This window comes from Algoriphagus sanaruensis (assembly GCF_001593605.1).
In the GTDB taxonomy this organism is placed as follows: domain Bacteria; phylum Bacteroidota; class Bacteroidia; order Cytophagales; family Cyclobacteriaceae; genus Algoriphagus; species Algoriphagus sanaruensis.
The window spans coordinates 638894-653936 of sequence record NZ_CP012836.1 but is presented as its reverse complement, the minus strand read 5'-3'; the positions used below and the strand labels follow the sequence as shown (position 1 = coordinate 653936).

At 42.5% G+C, this 15043-nt stretch carries 13 protein-coding genes; 12 read left to right on the top strand and 1 reads right to left on the bottom strand.

The genetic code is table 11. From position 1 onward, the window contains the following. Positions 1–3: 3 nt before the first annotated feature. Entirely contained in the window at positions 4–1716 is a 1713-nt protein-coding gene (locus tag AO498_RS02890; RefSeq protein WP_067543546.1) for a sensor histidine kinase, read from the top strand. After that, on the top strand, positions 1713–2408 hold the full coding sequence (locus AO498_RS02885) for a response regulator transcription factor (protein ID WP_067543543.1): 696 nt from the start codon (positions 1713–1715) through the stop codon (positions 2406–2408). The genes AO498_RS02890 and AO498_RS02885 overlap by 4 nt, the downstream gene beginning before the upstream one ends. A gap of 114 nt (positions 2409–2522) precedes the next feature. Here AO498_RS02885 and AO498_RS02880 read toward each other — a convergent pair whose 3' ends face one another. Beyond that, entirely contained in the window at positions 2523–3533 is a 1011-nt protein-coding gene (locus tag AO498_RS02880) for a dipeptide epimerase (protein WP_067543541.1), read from the bottom strand. A gap of 89 nt (positions 3534–3622) precedes the next feature. On the opposite strand from AO498_RS02880, the gene AO498_RS02875 reads away from it, so the two are divergent. The 10 genes from AO498_RS02875 (at position 3623) to AO498_RS02830 (ending at position 15033) form a co-directional block, all read left to right on the top strand. Next, complete coding sequence (locus tag AO498_RS02875) at positions 3623–5098, top strand: M14 family zinc carboxypeptidase (protein WP_082792179.1); 1476 nt, start codon at positions 3623–3625, stop codon at positions 5096–5098. Positions 5099–5196: 98 nt separating this feature from the next. After that, a complete protein-coding gene (locus AO498_RS02870; protein WP_067543538.1) occupies positions 5197–5928 on the top strand; it encodes an SIMPL domain-containing protein in 732 nt (243 codons plus the stop codon). Between the two features lie 124 nt (positions 5929–6052). Continuing rightward, positions 6053–8215 carry a TonB-dependent receptor gene (locus tag AO498_RS02865; RefSeq protein ID WP_067543535.1) on the top strand — a complete coding sequence of 721 codons (2163 nt, stop codon included), beginning with the start codon at positions 6053–6055 and terminating at the stop codon, positions 8213–8215. A gap of 11 nt (positions 8216–8226) precedes the next feature. Continuing rightward, positions 8227–8871 carry a tetratricopeptide repeat protein gene (locus AO498_RS02860; RefSeq protein ID WP_067543532.1) on the top strand — a complete coding sequence of 215 codons (645 nt, stop codon included), beginning with the start codon at positions 8227–8229 and terminating at the stop codon, positions 8869–8871. A gap of 134 nt (positions 8872–9005) precedes the next feature. Continuing rightward, complete coding sequence (locus tag AO498_RS02855; protein ID WP_067543529.1) at positions 9006–10076, top strand: sensor histidine kinase; 1071 nt, start codon at positions 9006–9008, stop codon at positions 10074–10076. Further along, positions 10073–10825, top strand: coding sequence for a LytR/AlgR family response regulator transcription factor (locus tag AO498_RS02850; RefSeq protein WP_067543526.1), 753 nt, complete (start codon positions 10073–10075; stop codon positions 10823–10825). Before AO498_RS02855 ends, AO498_RS02850 begins: the two co-directional genes overlap by 4 nt. 47 nt (positions 10826–10872) lie before the next feature. Further along, positions 10873–12393, top strand: coding sequence for an amidase (locus tag AO498_RS02845; protein ID WP_067543523.1), 1521 nt, complete (start codon positions 10873–10875; stop codon positions 12391–12393). Between the two features lie 8 nt (positions 12394–12401). Beyond that, on the top strand, positions 12402–13280 hold the full coding sequence (locus AO498_RS02840) for a cation diffusion facilitator family transporter (protein WP_067543520.1): 879 nt from the start codon (positions 12402–12404) through the stop codon (positions 13278–13280). 141 nt (positions 13281–13421) lie between these two features. Further along, entirely contained in the window at positions 13422–14486 is a 1065-nt protein-coding gene (locus AO498_RS02835) for a DUF3500 domain-containing protein (RefSeq protein ID WP_067543518.1), read from the top strand. Positions 14487–14559: 73 nt separating this feature from the next. Beyond that, positions 14560–15033: a (2Fe-2S)-binding protein gene (locus tag AO498_RS02830; RefSeq protein ID WP_067543515.1), complete on the top strand. Its 474-nt coding sequence runs from the start codon at positions 14560–14562 to the stop codon at positions 15031–15033. The last annotated feature ends 10 nt before the right edge of the window (positions 15034–15043 follow it).

Sequence of the window (15043 nt, the reverse complement as noted above, 5' to 3'; positions counted from 1 at the left end):
CCCATGTCCAAAGGAAAAATCACCCTGATTATTGTCCTGATGTCCGTCGCCAGCTTTGGTTTGATGGGATTTCAATACTATTGGATTCGAAATGCCATTCGAATCAATCAGGAGCGATTTGATCAAAATGTCTTGCAAGCTCTTTCTGGAACGATTCAAGAGCTAGAAAAAGGGGAGGCCAGTGATGCTCTTCTTAGCCAACTCTTACGCGATTCGGTCTTGCAGGAAAATCTGTTCAAAAAGATCGATCCCATTGATCTTCAAATCCAGACGACTCCTAACTATTCCAGACCTTCAGCAGTAGACACCTTATTTTCTACCCAGGTCCCTCAAGTCAGCCAAACTTTTAGACGAATGCTCCTCTCCAGGGGACTAGATATTTCTATTCTATCTGAGTTGGAAAACTTCTTCACCTACATGACTCCAGAGGTAGCTTCATCCATGTTTACCCCCGATGAAATGGAAATTCTCCTACAAGAGAAAGAGCGGCAATTGGAGTATTTAAGCCGAAATCAAGGTTTTCTGCCCGAGGTTCCACCAGCACTTACGATCACATCAGCTGTGACAACCGCTATTAACATTTCGGATGATGCGCTAGACAAGATCCGCAAGACCAATTTAAAAATCGAATTGATGAATCAGGCCTGGGAAGAAATGGCCGAAGGTCAGCGGGAAATTTTAGACAGATTAGATACGGCCCAGCTAAAGTCCTTATTAAAAAATCAATTGATTGAAAAAGGGATTTCAGAAAGTTTTGAACTGGGAGTACTCAATGACGATGGCCAGATCATCGGAATTGGACCATCCTCGGATGTGAATCAATTGAAAACGCAAGGCGTACAAGCCAAGCTTTTTCCAAATGACATTCTCGGAAAAGATAATTATATCTATGTCTATTTTCCTGAGAAAAACAGCCACGTATTTCGCCAAGTATGGATCCCAATTTCAAGCTCCATTTTATTCATCTTGGTCATTATACTTTGCTTCATTTATGCCATTAAAATCATCCTAAGGCAAAAAGCCCTTTCGGATATCAAAAATGATTTTATCAATAACATGACGCATGAGTTCAAAACTCCTCTAGCCACAGTCAGTCTTGCTGTGGAAGCATTGCAAGATCCAGATTTGAGTTCACAGGATAAATTTAGAACTCGATACTTGGGGATTATTAAGGATGAAAATAAGCGTCTAGTAACCCAAGTAGAAAAAGTACTCCAGGCAGCGGCATTAGACAAGCAAGATTTCAAACTTAAACTAGAGCCTGTGAATTTGGCTGAATTATTGGAATCAACAGTGGATCATATCAGCCTTCAAGTAGAGAAGAAAGGAGGACGGATTGAATTTTATAATCAACTTCGAAATCCAGAAATAGAAGGAGATGCCTTTCACTTGACGCATATTTTCAATAACCTTTTGGACAATGCCAATAAATATTCCCATGAAAATCCGATCATCAAGGTGACCGCCAAAGAAGATGGAAACCAAGTAATCGTGATTATTCAAGACAATGGAATCGGCATGAGTCGAGATGCACAAAAGAAAATTTTCGATAAATTCTATCGAGTTCCCACCGGAAACCTCCACGATGTAAAAGGGTTTGGACTTGGACTTTCCTACGTCAAAACCATGCTAGAAGCCCACCAAGGAGAAATTCATGTCCAATCAGAGCCCGCAAAAGGAAGTACGTTCACGATAAACCTACCCAAAAAACAATGAGCAAAGCCAAACTATTAGTCGTCGAAGATGATCCTAACCTAGGAGATATCCTGAAAGAATATCTGGAAATGAAAGGCTACGAACCCACCCTTTGTCGGGATGGAGAAGAAGGCTGGAATAAATTTAAAAAGGACAAATATGATCTCTGTCTTCTCGATATCATGATGCCCAAAAAAGATGGGTTTACACTGGCTAAGGAAATCAAAAAAGTACAGGAGGAACTTCCAATCCTTTTCCTTACGGCCAAAAATCAAAAAGACGATATTATAGAGGGACTAAAAATCGGTGCCGATGATTACCTCACCAAGCCCTTCAGCATGGAAGAATTGCTTTTGAGGATTACAGCAATTCTCCGTCGGACTCAAAAGTCATCCGAAATAACCCCTTTGAAAACCTATTCCTTTGGGGATTTTATTCTCCATTACGATGAGCAGTACATCGAAGGTCCAGGAGGAAAACATAAGTTAACTTCCAAAGAAAATGAACTGATTCGACTTCTTGCTTCAGAAATCAACAAGCTGGTCAACCGAAGCCATGCACTCAAGCAAATCTGGGGTGACGATAGCTATTTCAATGCCCGGTCCATGGATGTTTATCTGAGCAAAATCCGAAAAATCCTGAAGGACGATCCAAAGGTGCAGATCATCACAGTGCATGGAGAAGGGTTTAAGTTGATCGTGGGAGAAGGATAATTGGTGTATCTGGTACCAAGAAAATAGCCCTGAATTGAGTCAATTCAGGGCTTTCTGTTTATTTATAATCAGGTTTTCAAGGAAAATACTTGAGGGCTTCGATACTTTTTGGCATCAGACCAACTCTGCCCCGATCCCAGGACCTTTGGGGAAGGTAACTTTTTCAGGAGTGATTTGAACCCCACGGGCTGGATCTTTGGCTAAGAGCATTGCACCATCCATATCTACATAGTCCAACAATGGAGCAAGATGTGCGATGGCAGTAATCCCCACGGATGACTCAGTCATGCAGCCTACCATGGTTTTCATCCCAAGCAACTTCGCTTCTCGAATCATTCGAAGCCCGGGAGTGATTCCTCCCGCCTTGACCAATTTGACATTGATCGCATGGAAAAGTCCATGACATTTTTTTACGTCACTTTCGACAATACAGCTTTCATCAGCCATCACCGGAAGCTTGGAATACTGAAAAACCTCCTTCATTCCCTCCAGATCATCTTTTCCCAATGGCTGCTCCATAAACTCTACGCCTAGTTTGACCAATTCTTCGGAATTTCGAATAGCTTGCTCCGCGGTCCAGGCACAATTGGCATCAATCCGAAAAACGGATTGAGTATGCTTTCGAAGCTCCCGGACGATCTCAAGATCATTATCGGTACCCAGCTTAATTTTATAGATTGGCCAATCCACCTCTTTCATCTTTGCCACCATTTTTTCTACGGTATCAATTCCTATGGTGAAGTTGGTGATTGGGATTTTTTCAGGATTTAGCTGCAAATACTCGTAAAGTTTTTTGCCTTGCTTCTTCGTAAATAAATCCCAAGCAGCCAGGTCCAAGGCACATTGAGCAAAAGGGTTATTCTGAAAAACGTCCCTTCCCAACTCCCAAAGTTGCTCAGGGGTATTCCAAAATTTGGATTCCACCACAGGACGAAACTCCTCTACGCAAGCGCTCATATTTTCAATAGTCATCCCATAGAACGGATTGGTGGTAGATTCTCCAAGACCAAAAAGTCCATTTTCCTCCAACTTAACAATAATGGTATCCTGAATGTCGCGGCTTTGATGAGCGATCGTAAAGGTGTGCTTGAGCGGAAGATCGAAAACCTGATAGCTGAGGTTCATGGCATGATTTTTTAGAATGAGCAAAAATACAGGTATTTATTTGACCCGATTACCTAGTTTTATCCAGAATTGATTGAAAATTTCCACCTATGTACACTCGATTTAAAGCCCATTGGATTTTCCTGTTTCTACTAGCATGCGCCACTTCGCCTAGCTTTTCACAAACAGCCTATCAAAAACTTCCCGTAGAAAAATTAGAGCAAGCTTATACTACCTACAAAGAGCCTGCAATCACGCATCGTAGGTTTAAGCATGAGACCATTCAGCCATTGATTCAAAAACATGGAACGGATTTCAAACTGGAAGAATTGGGCAAATCTGTAGATGGCCGAACTATCACTTCCATGAAATGGGGCCAAGGTCAAACCAAAGTCATGCTTTGGTCTCAAATGCACGGAAATGAAAGCACAGCCACCATGGCACTGTTTGATTTATTTAATTTCTTGGAAGGTGAAAATGACGGACATGACGAAGTCAGAGAATTACTAAAATCACAACTCAGCCTCAAGTTTATCCCGATGATCAATCCAGATGGGGCCGAGGCATTTAAGCGCCGAAATTCCTTGGACATTGACCTAAATCGAGATGCTATTTCCCAGATTTCACCAGAGGCTGTGATTTTGAAACAAGCTCGGGACGACTTTGAGCCAGAGTTTGGATTTAACCTCCACGATCAGCAGATCTATTACAATGTGGTAAATACCCCCAAGCAAGCTACAATCTCCCTATTAGCTCCAGCATACAATTACGAAACCGACATCAACGAGGTCAGAGGTCGGGCAATGAAGACTATCGCCGGAATGAACGAATTGCTCCAAGAGCTGATTCCCGGGCAAGTAGGAAAATACGATGATGCTTTTGAGCCGCGCGCTTTTGGAGATAATATTCAAAAATGGGGAACTAGTACCATTTTGATCGAATCTGGTGGCTATTTGGGAGATCCAGAAAAACAACACATTCGAAAGATCAATTTTATGATCATTCTCAATGCGCTTAATCAGATTGCTACGCGAGGCTATGAGCAATATACCACCGAGCAATACTTTGCCATTCCTGATAATGGATTTCAGTTGATGGATTTGATTATCAATGAAATGCAAGTGAAGGTTAAGGGTGAATGGTATCCTTTGGACATTGCTATCCGAAGGAGGGAAACTGAAAACCCGGCTGGATACTACATGAGTGCATCTGTCGAAGACCTTGGCGATATGCAGGTTTTCTTTGGATTTGAAACTTTGGATGCGACAGGGCTTCAATACCTCGAAGGAAAAGTATTCCCTACACCCTTTGAATCCGTGAATGAGCTTACAGAAGCTAAAGCTGTGGAGCTTCTTCGGGAAGGTTACCTAGCTGTAAAAGTGAAAAATGGAGAGGCGCGACAAGTCCACCCACTTCCAATTTTGGTGCTAAAGACTACTGAAAAATATTCCAGCGGATGGATGACAGGATCAGCCACCAACTTCTTTTTGGCAAAAGAAGGTAAACCTCGCTACGCGGTGGTGAATGGCTACTTGATCGACTTGGAAAATCCTAAGAAACAAGAAATTAGAAATCGGATTTACTAAGTGTTAAAACACCTAACTTGATCAAGAACCCGCCCGAATGGCGGGTTTTTTGTTTGAAAATTATACGGTAACTTATCCTAACTTTTAATTCAAGCTTCATGAAATCAACGCTTTCCCCTGTCCTTTTCGCGATCGCTATCATTCTTTCTGCCTATTTATTGGGAGATGCCATCATTCATCGTAATCGCCCTCAAGGGATGATTCATGTAACCGGCCTAGGAGAGCAAAATTTCACCTCCGACCTGATCGTTTGGGAAGGAAATTTTACACGAGAAAGCCGGGATTTGCAGGCTGCCTATGCGAGTCTGGAAAAAGATCGAGAGGCAGTGACTTCCTATCTGAAATCAAAAGGCATTCCTGAGGAGCAATTGGTATTTAATGCTGTAAGTACCTTACCGCAATACGAACAGAATTATACTTCCTCTGGGAACTATGCCGGCCAAACATTTACCGGATATCAACTCAGTCAAACCTTGGTGATCGAATCCAAAGAAGTAGAAAAAGTGGAAAAAATCTCCCGTGAGATCACAGAACTACTGAATCAGGGCATCACTTTTTATTCTCAGCCTCCACGATATTATTATACCCAACTCGAATCCCTCAAACTCGAAATGGTCGCAAAAGCAACTGAGGATGGAAGAGTACGTGCAGAGCGGATTGCGGAAAATTCAAATTCAAGATTGGGAGATCTAGTCACGGCCAACATGGGCGTCTTTCAGATCACAGGTCAAAACTCCGGTGAAGATTATTCTTGGGGCGGCGCCTTCAATACTTCTTCCAAGAATAAAACTGCATCGATCACCATGAAATTGAGTTTTGAGGTGTATTGATCGACTTTCCCTAAAAATTCATCCGCAGGGAATTACATTTCAGTTCCTGATTTTGACACTTCAGTCAGGTTCAATTTTTTAAACGAGTTATCGCCTTCACTTTTGGCTCAAATAAATACCAAAAATGAAGGCGATTTACTCTTTTTTTATTCTGACACTTCTAATTCCCATCCACGGACTTTCCCAATCTAGTATCCTGATCGGTAAAGTATTGGATGAGAAAAACCAGCCACTGCCCGGGGTGAATGTTTTTATAAAGGGCTCCTATGATGGGACAAGTACAGATAGTGAAGGAAGTTTTGAATTTGAAACCACAGAAAAAGGTAACCAACTTTTGGTGTTCAAAATGATGGGTTTCATCACCATCGAACAACCGGTCTCGCTTACTGTCGATAGGTTGGAAATTCCGACTCTTTCGCTGAAAGAAGAATACAATGAATTAAATACCGTCACGATATCCGCTGGCGCTTTGGAGGCATCGGATGAGAAAAAATCCGTAATTCTCCGCCCATTGGATATTGTTACCACCCCATCTGCAGTCGGGGATATCGTAGGCGCATTTCAAACTTTGCCAGGAACCTCCACCGTCGGGAATGACGGCAGACTATTCGTCCGGGGAGGAGATGCTTCGGAGGTAGGGATTTTTATCGACGGGCTCCGTGTCGGTAACGCCTATGGAAGTACCGCCGGCAACGTACCCACTCGGACAAGATTTAACCCCAATCTATTCAAGGGGACATTTTTTTCAACAGGCGGATATTCAGCTGAATTCGGGCAGGCCTTATCCTCGGCTTTAGCACTTACTACCAAAGACTTGGCAAAGCGGAACCAAGGTGACATTTCTATCATGTCAGTGGGAGGAGGATATTCTCACACCTTAGCAAACGAAAAACAAAGCTTAACTGTCTCCGCCAATTTGTTTGACCTCAAGCCTTATCAAGCTTTAATCCAGCAAAATTTCGATTGGGAGCGTGCCCCTTTCGGAAGAGATATGGAAATCGCCGCACAACGAAAAACAAGTCAGGGAGGCCTTTGGAAAATCCTAGCCCGAACAGAATCTGGAGGCATGAAGCTTTGGCAAGATCAACCTGGACAGGTGGGAAGAGGAATTTTGATGAAGCTCAACAATCAATATTCCTATATCCAATCCAACTGGAGAAAAGGTTATGAAAATGGATGGTCTCTTTTTGGAGGAATCTCCTTCTCACATAACAAGGACAGAATACACTTAGGTCCTGTTGACCTCAACCGAAAAAATCAGCTCATACATGCCAAATGGACCGCAGGATATGATTTCAGCGATCGTCTTTCGGTGAAAAATGGATTAGAATACCTCCGAAACGAATACTCGGAAGCCCTAATTCAGGAAAAATTCGAGCGCAACTTTTCGGAAAATCAAGCCTTCTTTTTTTCAGAATGGGATTGGTATTTAAGTAGGAAACTTGTGCTTCGTGCAGGTGTACGAACCGGCTATTCCAGTCTAGCCAATGAAACTTGGATTGACCCAAGAGCTTCTTTAGCATTCAAACTTTCAGAAAACGGAACCCTTTCAGTTGCCGCCGGTAGATTTCATCAATTACCCGAAGAGCGATTTAGAGTACTCAATCCAGCCTTGGAAAATACCTCATCCAAGCATCTGATCTTAAATTACCTCTACCAGAAAGAGGGCAAAACTTTCCGTGCAGAAGCCTTTCACAAGTCCTATGATCACTTGATCCGATTTGAAGGTAGCTTCCAAAACCCCTTAAACATCCAAAATGGAGGAGAAGGATTTGCCCGTGGATTTGATGTGTTTTTCAGAGACCGAGAAAGTATTAAAAACACAGACTACTGGATTACTTACAGCTTTGTAGATAGTAAAAGGAGCTATTTCCAATACTCAAATCAAGTACAACCAGACTTTGCTCCAAAGCATAATCTAAGCGTGGTGGTCAAGCATTTCATCGTTCCTCTTAAGTCACAGTTGGGTATTTCTTGGTCTTTCAACGATGGATTAACTTTCACTGATCCCAATTTTTCGGGTGAAATGAATTCCAAAACCAACTCTTTTCAAAACCTAAGTTTGAGCTGGAGCTATCTACCAAGACCCAACCTGATCATACACGGGGCCATTACCAATGTTACCGGGCACAGCAATGTATTCGGATACCAATTTGCTTCAACTCCAAATTCCTCCGGAACCTACGAATCCGTTCCGATAGGACAGCCCGCTCCGAGATTTCTATTTCTTGGAATTTTCCTAACCCTATCCAAAGACAAAAACGCAAATCAATTAAACAACCTTTAAACTTCTATTTTATGAAAACCTACTTCACAACCCTCCTTCTAATTTTCACATTTGTTCTGTCTGCCTTTGCAAATGATCCTGCCTACGAATCTGCCATGAAAAAACAGCTTCAGGCTATGAAAACTATTCAGACAGCGGCTGAATCACAGGAAATCACCAATGCCTTTTTAAGAATTGCCGAGGCTAAATCTTCGGAATGGCTTCCTCTTTATTATGCAGCATACCTTCAGGCGATTGCGGCATTCCGATTTGAAGTGGACCAGGACCAATACTTTGATCAAGCCATGGAGCTCATCCAAAAAGCAAATCAGCTTGCACCCAATCATTCTGAAATCACGGCCCTCCAAGGGTTTATTTTGATGGGAAAGATTTCTGTTGACCCAATGAATCGTGGACAAGAACTCAGCGGGCAAGCCATGCAGCTTTTCGGAAAGGCCATCGCATTAGATAAGGAGAACCCTAGAGCTACAACTCTAATGGCACAAATGGAACTGGGTATGTCTCAGTTTTTTGGACAAGGACCTGAAAAAGCCTGTGGTCTTGCACGAGTTGGATTGGAGCTTTTCTCAAAAGAAGAATCCAAGATAAACGAGGATTACTTGCTGCCAACTTGGGGAAAAAGAGAGGCAGAGCAAGTTGCAAGTATGTGTAATTGATGCCCGCTTTGAAAAACTAAACCACCTAACCTCCAACAAAAGCTAATCTGTTGGAGGTTAGACTTGATTAAAATCCGAGGCATTGGATTTCATGGTTGCTCCTCAAAAATCCTCGCTTTTTCATAACTTCCGACATGACCACCAGCACATCAGTTCGTCACGACCCAAAAGGTCTATGGAAAAATCTTCGAAATTTTTTGCTCGTCAATTTGACGATTGCCTTCTTTTTACAAATTGTTTTTTGCCCGATTTGCTTTTTGAATTGGTCGAATTTCGTCAATCTCTACCCTGAATTTCTCTTTTCATTTGCTGTATCAATGGCCTTGAGCTTCGGGGGAAGTCGAGTGGAGGAATTTTGGGATCCGAGACTTTCTTGGATTCATTATCCGGTAAAGCGGCTCCTCGCGACCGTGGGATCCTATATGGTGTATTCCTTTGTCGTGAGCTTTGTGATCGTTTTTATTTATGCTTGGTTGGATGGTCAGTTTACGTTTGATGCGATCCCATGGAATGGTATTTTGGAATTTACCTTGATCCCAATGCAAATCGCCTTGGTATTTATGGCCATTTTTACCACAAGGTCATGGCTGATGGAATGGAGAAAATCAGCCATTGAAGCGGAACAACTTCGATCTGAAAAATTAGCCAGCCAATATCAGGGACTCAAAGACCAGCTTAATCCGCATTTTCTATTTAACTCTCTGAATGCACTTTCTAATCTGGTCTATGAGGACGCAGACCGTTCTGCAGCCTTTATCCAAAAACTAAGTAAAATCTATCGCTATGTACTCGATGTACAGCAAGAGGAGCTGGTAGAGCTAGACCGTGAACTGGAATTTGCACAAAATTACCTCGACCTCCAGAAAATTAGATTTGACGAAAATCTGAATTTCTCAGTCAATGTCCCCAATTGTAAGGGTTGTTTCCTACCTCCACTTTCGCTTCAACTATTGCTCGAAAACGCAATCAAACACAACATAGCTTCGCAGCAAGACCCTTTATTTATCTCCATCTTGCAAAACGGAGAGGAGCTTTGGGTAAGCAATACTTTTCAACCAAAACGAAGTAAAAATGAGAGTTCAACGGGGGTTGGACTCGAGAATATTCGCTCCAGATATCGCTTGTTGAGCGAAAAAATGCCAGAGGTCAGTATTTCTGAACATGAATTTTTGGTCAAACTTCCACTATTGAAAATCCACCCATGAAGATTTTGATTATTGAAGACGAGAAGCCAGCAGCGACCCGACTAATCCAATTACTCAAAGGATATTTTCCTAATGCTGAATTGATTGGTCCAATCGATACGGTGAGCAGATCGGTAGAATGGCTTTCTCAAAACCCCAGTCCCAACCTTGTATTTTGTGATATCCAACTTGCCGACGGAATCAGTTTTGAAATTTTTGAACAAGTACCTCTGACAGCGCTCGTCATTTTCACGACAGCCTTTGACCAATATGCGATCAAGGCATTTAAGGTTAATGCCATCGATTATCTTTTAAAACCGATAGATCCAAAAGAACTGGGAAGGGCTGTGGAAAAATTTAATACGAGGACTGTTCAGCCAACATTGGATTTGGAAGTGCTCAGAACGCTTATTCAACCCAAAAGCAACGTTTATAAAAGTCGATTTCTAGTTCGATTTGGAGATAAAATCCAAAGTGTGCCTTTGGAAGAAGTTGCCTTTTTCTTCAGTGAGGAGCGGATAACTTTTCTGCAAACGAATTCCGGAAAAAAATATGTCCTGGATTCTACCCTAGAACAGATAGAATCTCAACTCGACCCAGCGAACTTTTTTCGACTCAACCGCAAATACCTCTGTCATGTCGATGCGATCGAGGAGGTCTTCACCTATTCCAACAGTCGGCTTAAGGTTCATCTCAGCAATTGTTCGGATTCGGCAATTTTGATCAGCAGGGAAAAAGTCGCAGACTTTAAGGACTGGCTGGATCGTTAATCAATTGGATTCTTTTCTTCCGAGCAAATCCTTCTTAGCTTTAGCTTATGCGGTATTTGATCTGGATTATAGGACTTTGTCTAATTTCTGCCTGCAAGCAGGAGCCTTCTTCCATTGCTTTGGAAGAGTTAACCATTTCGGAAATTCATCAAGCGTTTCAAAAGGGTGATTTTACAGCCTTGGAACTAACGGAGGCCTATTTGGCCAGAATCGAAACTTGGGATTCCCTGACCAATTCCATTTCTTTTATTCACCCGGAAGCCCGCGCTCAAGCCAAGGCTTTGGATGAGGAATTTTCTAATACCGGCAAACTTCGACCCCTTCATGGCATTCCCTTGATCGTAAAAGATAACATCAATACCATCGGTCTACTCACTACTGCAGGCTCTTTGGCTTTGGCAGATTTTTATCCCGAATCGGATGCCTTTATCATTCAAAAACTAAAAGACGCCGGGGCAATCATTTTGGCCAAATCCAACATGGCTGAATGGGCTTTCAGTCCCATGCATTCGGAAAGCTCCACCGTTGGAATTACTCGTAATCCTTACCATTTGGACCACGTTCCTGCAGGATCAAGTGGGGGAACGGGAGCAGCCCTTGCGGCTAATTTTGGAACAATTGGTCTAGGGACGGATACGGGTAATTCTATCCGGGGGCCATCCTCTCACAATGCTTTAGTAGGATTTCGGACCACGCTTGGCTTGGTAAGTAGAGAAGGGATCGTTCCCTTATACCTTCGAAATGATGTAGTCGGGCCCATGTGCCGCACAGTCGAGGACGCAGTCCGAGTTCTTGAAGTTATCGCAGGAACCGATTCAAAGGATCCTATTACAACCCGAAGTCAAGGAAAAATCCCAAACAACTACTTGCAATTTCTCCAAAAAGACGGGCTAAATGGTGCCAGGATTGGGATATTTCGAACCTTAAGTGAAGCAAATCCTGATTCGGAAATTTCAAGTCTTTTCGAACAAGCTGTCACAGATTTGAAATCTTTAGGCGCTGTTTTAATTGATTCCGTTGAGGTGGAAAACTTTGATTCCTTACGAAGAAATCAATGGTGTCCCGTATTCCGAAAAGACCTTGAAGAGTTTCTTTCAACTTACGTGAAGCGAGACACTATGCAAACCTTAGAAGATGTGATTCGGGTAGGAAGCAAATCGGACTATGCCCGAACTGGGCTAGAGCGATTCACTGATTCTACGCTTCCAGAAAACATGGAAGCCGATTGTGGAGATCCGTTTACAGACCTCAAACGAATTGCTTTTCGGGAGGCAATCGAAAAAGTCATGGATTCACTTCAACTTGATGCCTTGATTTATCCAAGCTGGAATCATCCTCCTGCGCTGATCGAGCGATTTCAAGAAGAATATCGAGGAGACAATAGTCAAGTCATCGCTCCTCATACTGGTCAGCCAGCCTTTACCGTACCCATGGGATTTACTAGCAAAGGTCTTCCGGCAGGTCTTCAATTGTTGGGTAAAATGTGGTCAGAGCCGACTCTAATTCGGATTTCATATGCCTACGAGCAAGGCACGAAGCATCGAAAACCCCCAGTCTTGAAAAAATAATAAAAACCATGGGGCACCACCACCATCATCCTTCTGAGAAAAACCTCCGAACTGCCTTTTTCCTGAATTTGGCATTTACTATTGTGGAACTGGTAGGTGGTCTTTGGGTGAACAGCGTGGCCATCCTGTCTGATGCCATCCATGATTTGGGAGATTGCTTATCGCTAGGTAGTTCTTTGTATTTGGAAAAGCTGGCCAAAAAGTCTCCTGATTCAAAATATTCATTTGGTTACCGGCGCTTTTCACTTTTAGGAGCCTTGATCAATTCCTTGGTTTTGATCTTAGGCTCAATCTGGGTGATTAAAGAGGCCATCATTCGTCTGGTGCAACCCGAACCTTCCAACGCACAAGGAATGATTTTGCTTGCCATTTTCGGATTAGCGATCAACGGATACGCCGCCTGGAAGGTGAGCCATGGCAAAACCATGAATGAACGGGTGATTTCCTGGCATCTTGTCGAAGATGTGCTGGGTTGGGCTGCAATTTTGGTTGGAGCGGTAATCCTATTGATTGTAAAATCGCCGTACATCGATCCGATTCTTTCCTTGGCTATTACCTGCTTTATTCTTTGGAATGTGTTTAAAAGGCTCCAAGAAACGGTTTTTCTGTTTCTTCAGGGCCAACCCAAGGATGTCAGCAAATCTGAAATTGAGGGAAAAATCTTAGAGCTTGAAGGAGTTGAATCAGTTCATCAAACTCACATTTGGTCCTTAGACGGAGAGCATCATGTCTTTACGACTCACGTGAAATTGACAGCTGAAATTTCTCCTTCAAAAATTCTAGAAGTAAAAACCAAGATCCGAAAAGTGCTCTTGGAGTATCCATTTGTCCATTATACCATCGAAACAGAAAGTGCTGAAGAAATCTGTGAGCTAACCAAAAATTAATTCTTGGACATTATCTCAAGAAAAAAGCCTAAAAGTCTTCTCAAGAAAAAACCAGAATTAACAAGCTTGTCAAATTGGTGAGAGCCCATGGTAATCCATTTACCGACTGAATTATGTACCTTTTCCTAAACTTCAAAGGATATGAAAAATCTCATTTTGATTTTGTTTTTCAGTTTTAGTATCGCTATGTCATGCTACGCTCAAGATGCTGCTTTAGTGAAAACCAAAGTCTCCAAATTCTTGACCACGCTTTCAGAAGACCAAGCAAAGCAGGTCTTGATCAGCATGGAAGATAGTGCAAGGACCAATTGGACCAATCTACCCTTGGGACTTGCTCCTCGAGCTGGATTACGGTACGGTGACCTTTCCGAGAATAGCAAAATTGCGTTTCATAAAGTGTTGAGCTCCATTTTAAGCTCCCAAGGATATTTAAAGACCTTTGCTATCATGCAAGTAGACGACATCTTGCATGAACTTTTTGAGATCCAATTTCAGCAAGGAAAAGTGAATGAGCGGAGTATGGAGTTTATTCGAAAGCTGAATTGGGATTATGGAAATTATTACTTGGCGATTGCTGGACATCCCGACGAGGACGTTTGGGGACTAAAGTTTGAAGGACATCACCTTTCGCTTAACATCACAGCAGCTGGAGACCTAATTTCTATGACTCCACTATTTATGGGTTCCGATCCGGCCTTAGTTGAGGCTACACAATATGCAGGCCTACGTCCCCTAAGCAAGGAAGAAGATTATGGGTTTTGGCTGATCAATGCTTTGGATGAGACTCAAAAGGCCAAAGCTACCTTAAGCGAAAAAGTGCCCGGAGACATTATAACTAGCCCTGATCGACCTCAATGGCTAGAAGAATTCCGAGGAATCAAAGGCTCTGAACTCAATGATGGCCAGCAAAAAATCCTCCACTATCTAATCGAAGAATACATTGGAAATTTGGATCATCAAAAAGCAGAAGAATACTTAAGCAAGCTTCACAAGAGCGGAATGGAATCAATTTATTTCGCATGGATCGGGAGTTATGAACCGATGAAGGCGCATTATTACATCATTCATAGTCCTGATTTTTTGATCGAATATGACAATGTTGGATTCCTGGATAACGCCAACCACATCCATAGTATTTGGAGAGAAAAAGGAAATGATTTTGGAGACGATATCCTTAAAAAACACCGATTAGAGCACAAGCATTAAAATTATAAACAGGGCTTAGCGATGGAGAGTTAAGCTTTTGAAAGTGACCTTATAGAACATTCTTTCCTTAAAAATGACCAAACTGACTATAAACGGAAATGAATTCGACGTTCAAACTGAGAACGGCGTGCCTTTACTTTGGGTAATCCGGGAACAATGCGGATTGACAGGAACAAAATTTGGATGCGGCATCGCACAATGTGGAGCATGTACGGTTCATTTGGACGGTCAGCCCATTCGTTCTTGCATAACTCCAGCCTCAACCGCCGAAGGTAAAAACGTAACAACTATAGAGGGAATCGCCTCAGAAAATAAAACACTTCATATTGTCCAACAAGCTTGGATTGAAGAGCAAACACCTCAATGCGGGTATTGTCAATCTGGCCAAATCATGTCAGCTGTGGCACTTTTAAATGAGCATCCAATTCCCACTGATGAACAAATCGATGAAGCTATGTCAGGAAATATCTGCAGATGTGGCATGTACGGAAGAATTAGATCTGCCATCAAACGTGCATCGGAAGCCATTCAATCTTCAACACTTTAATCCACAGATC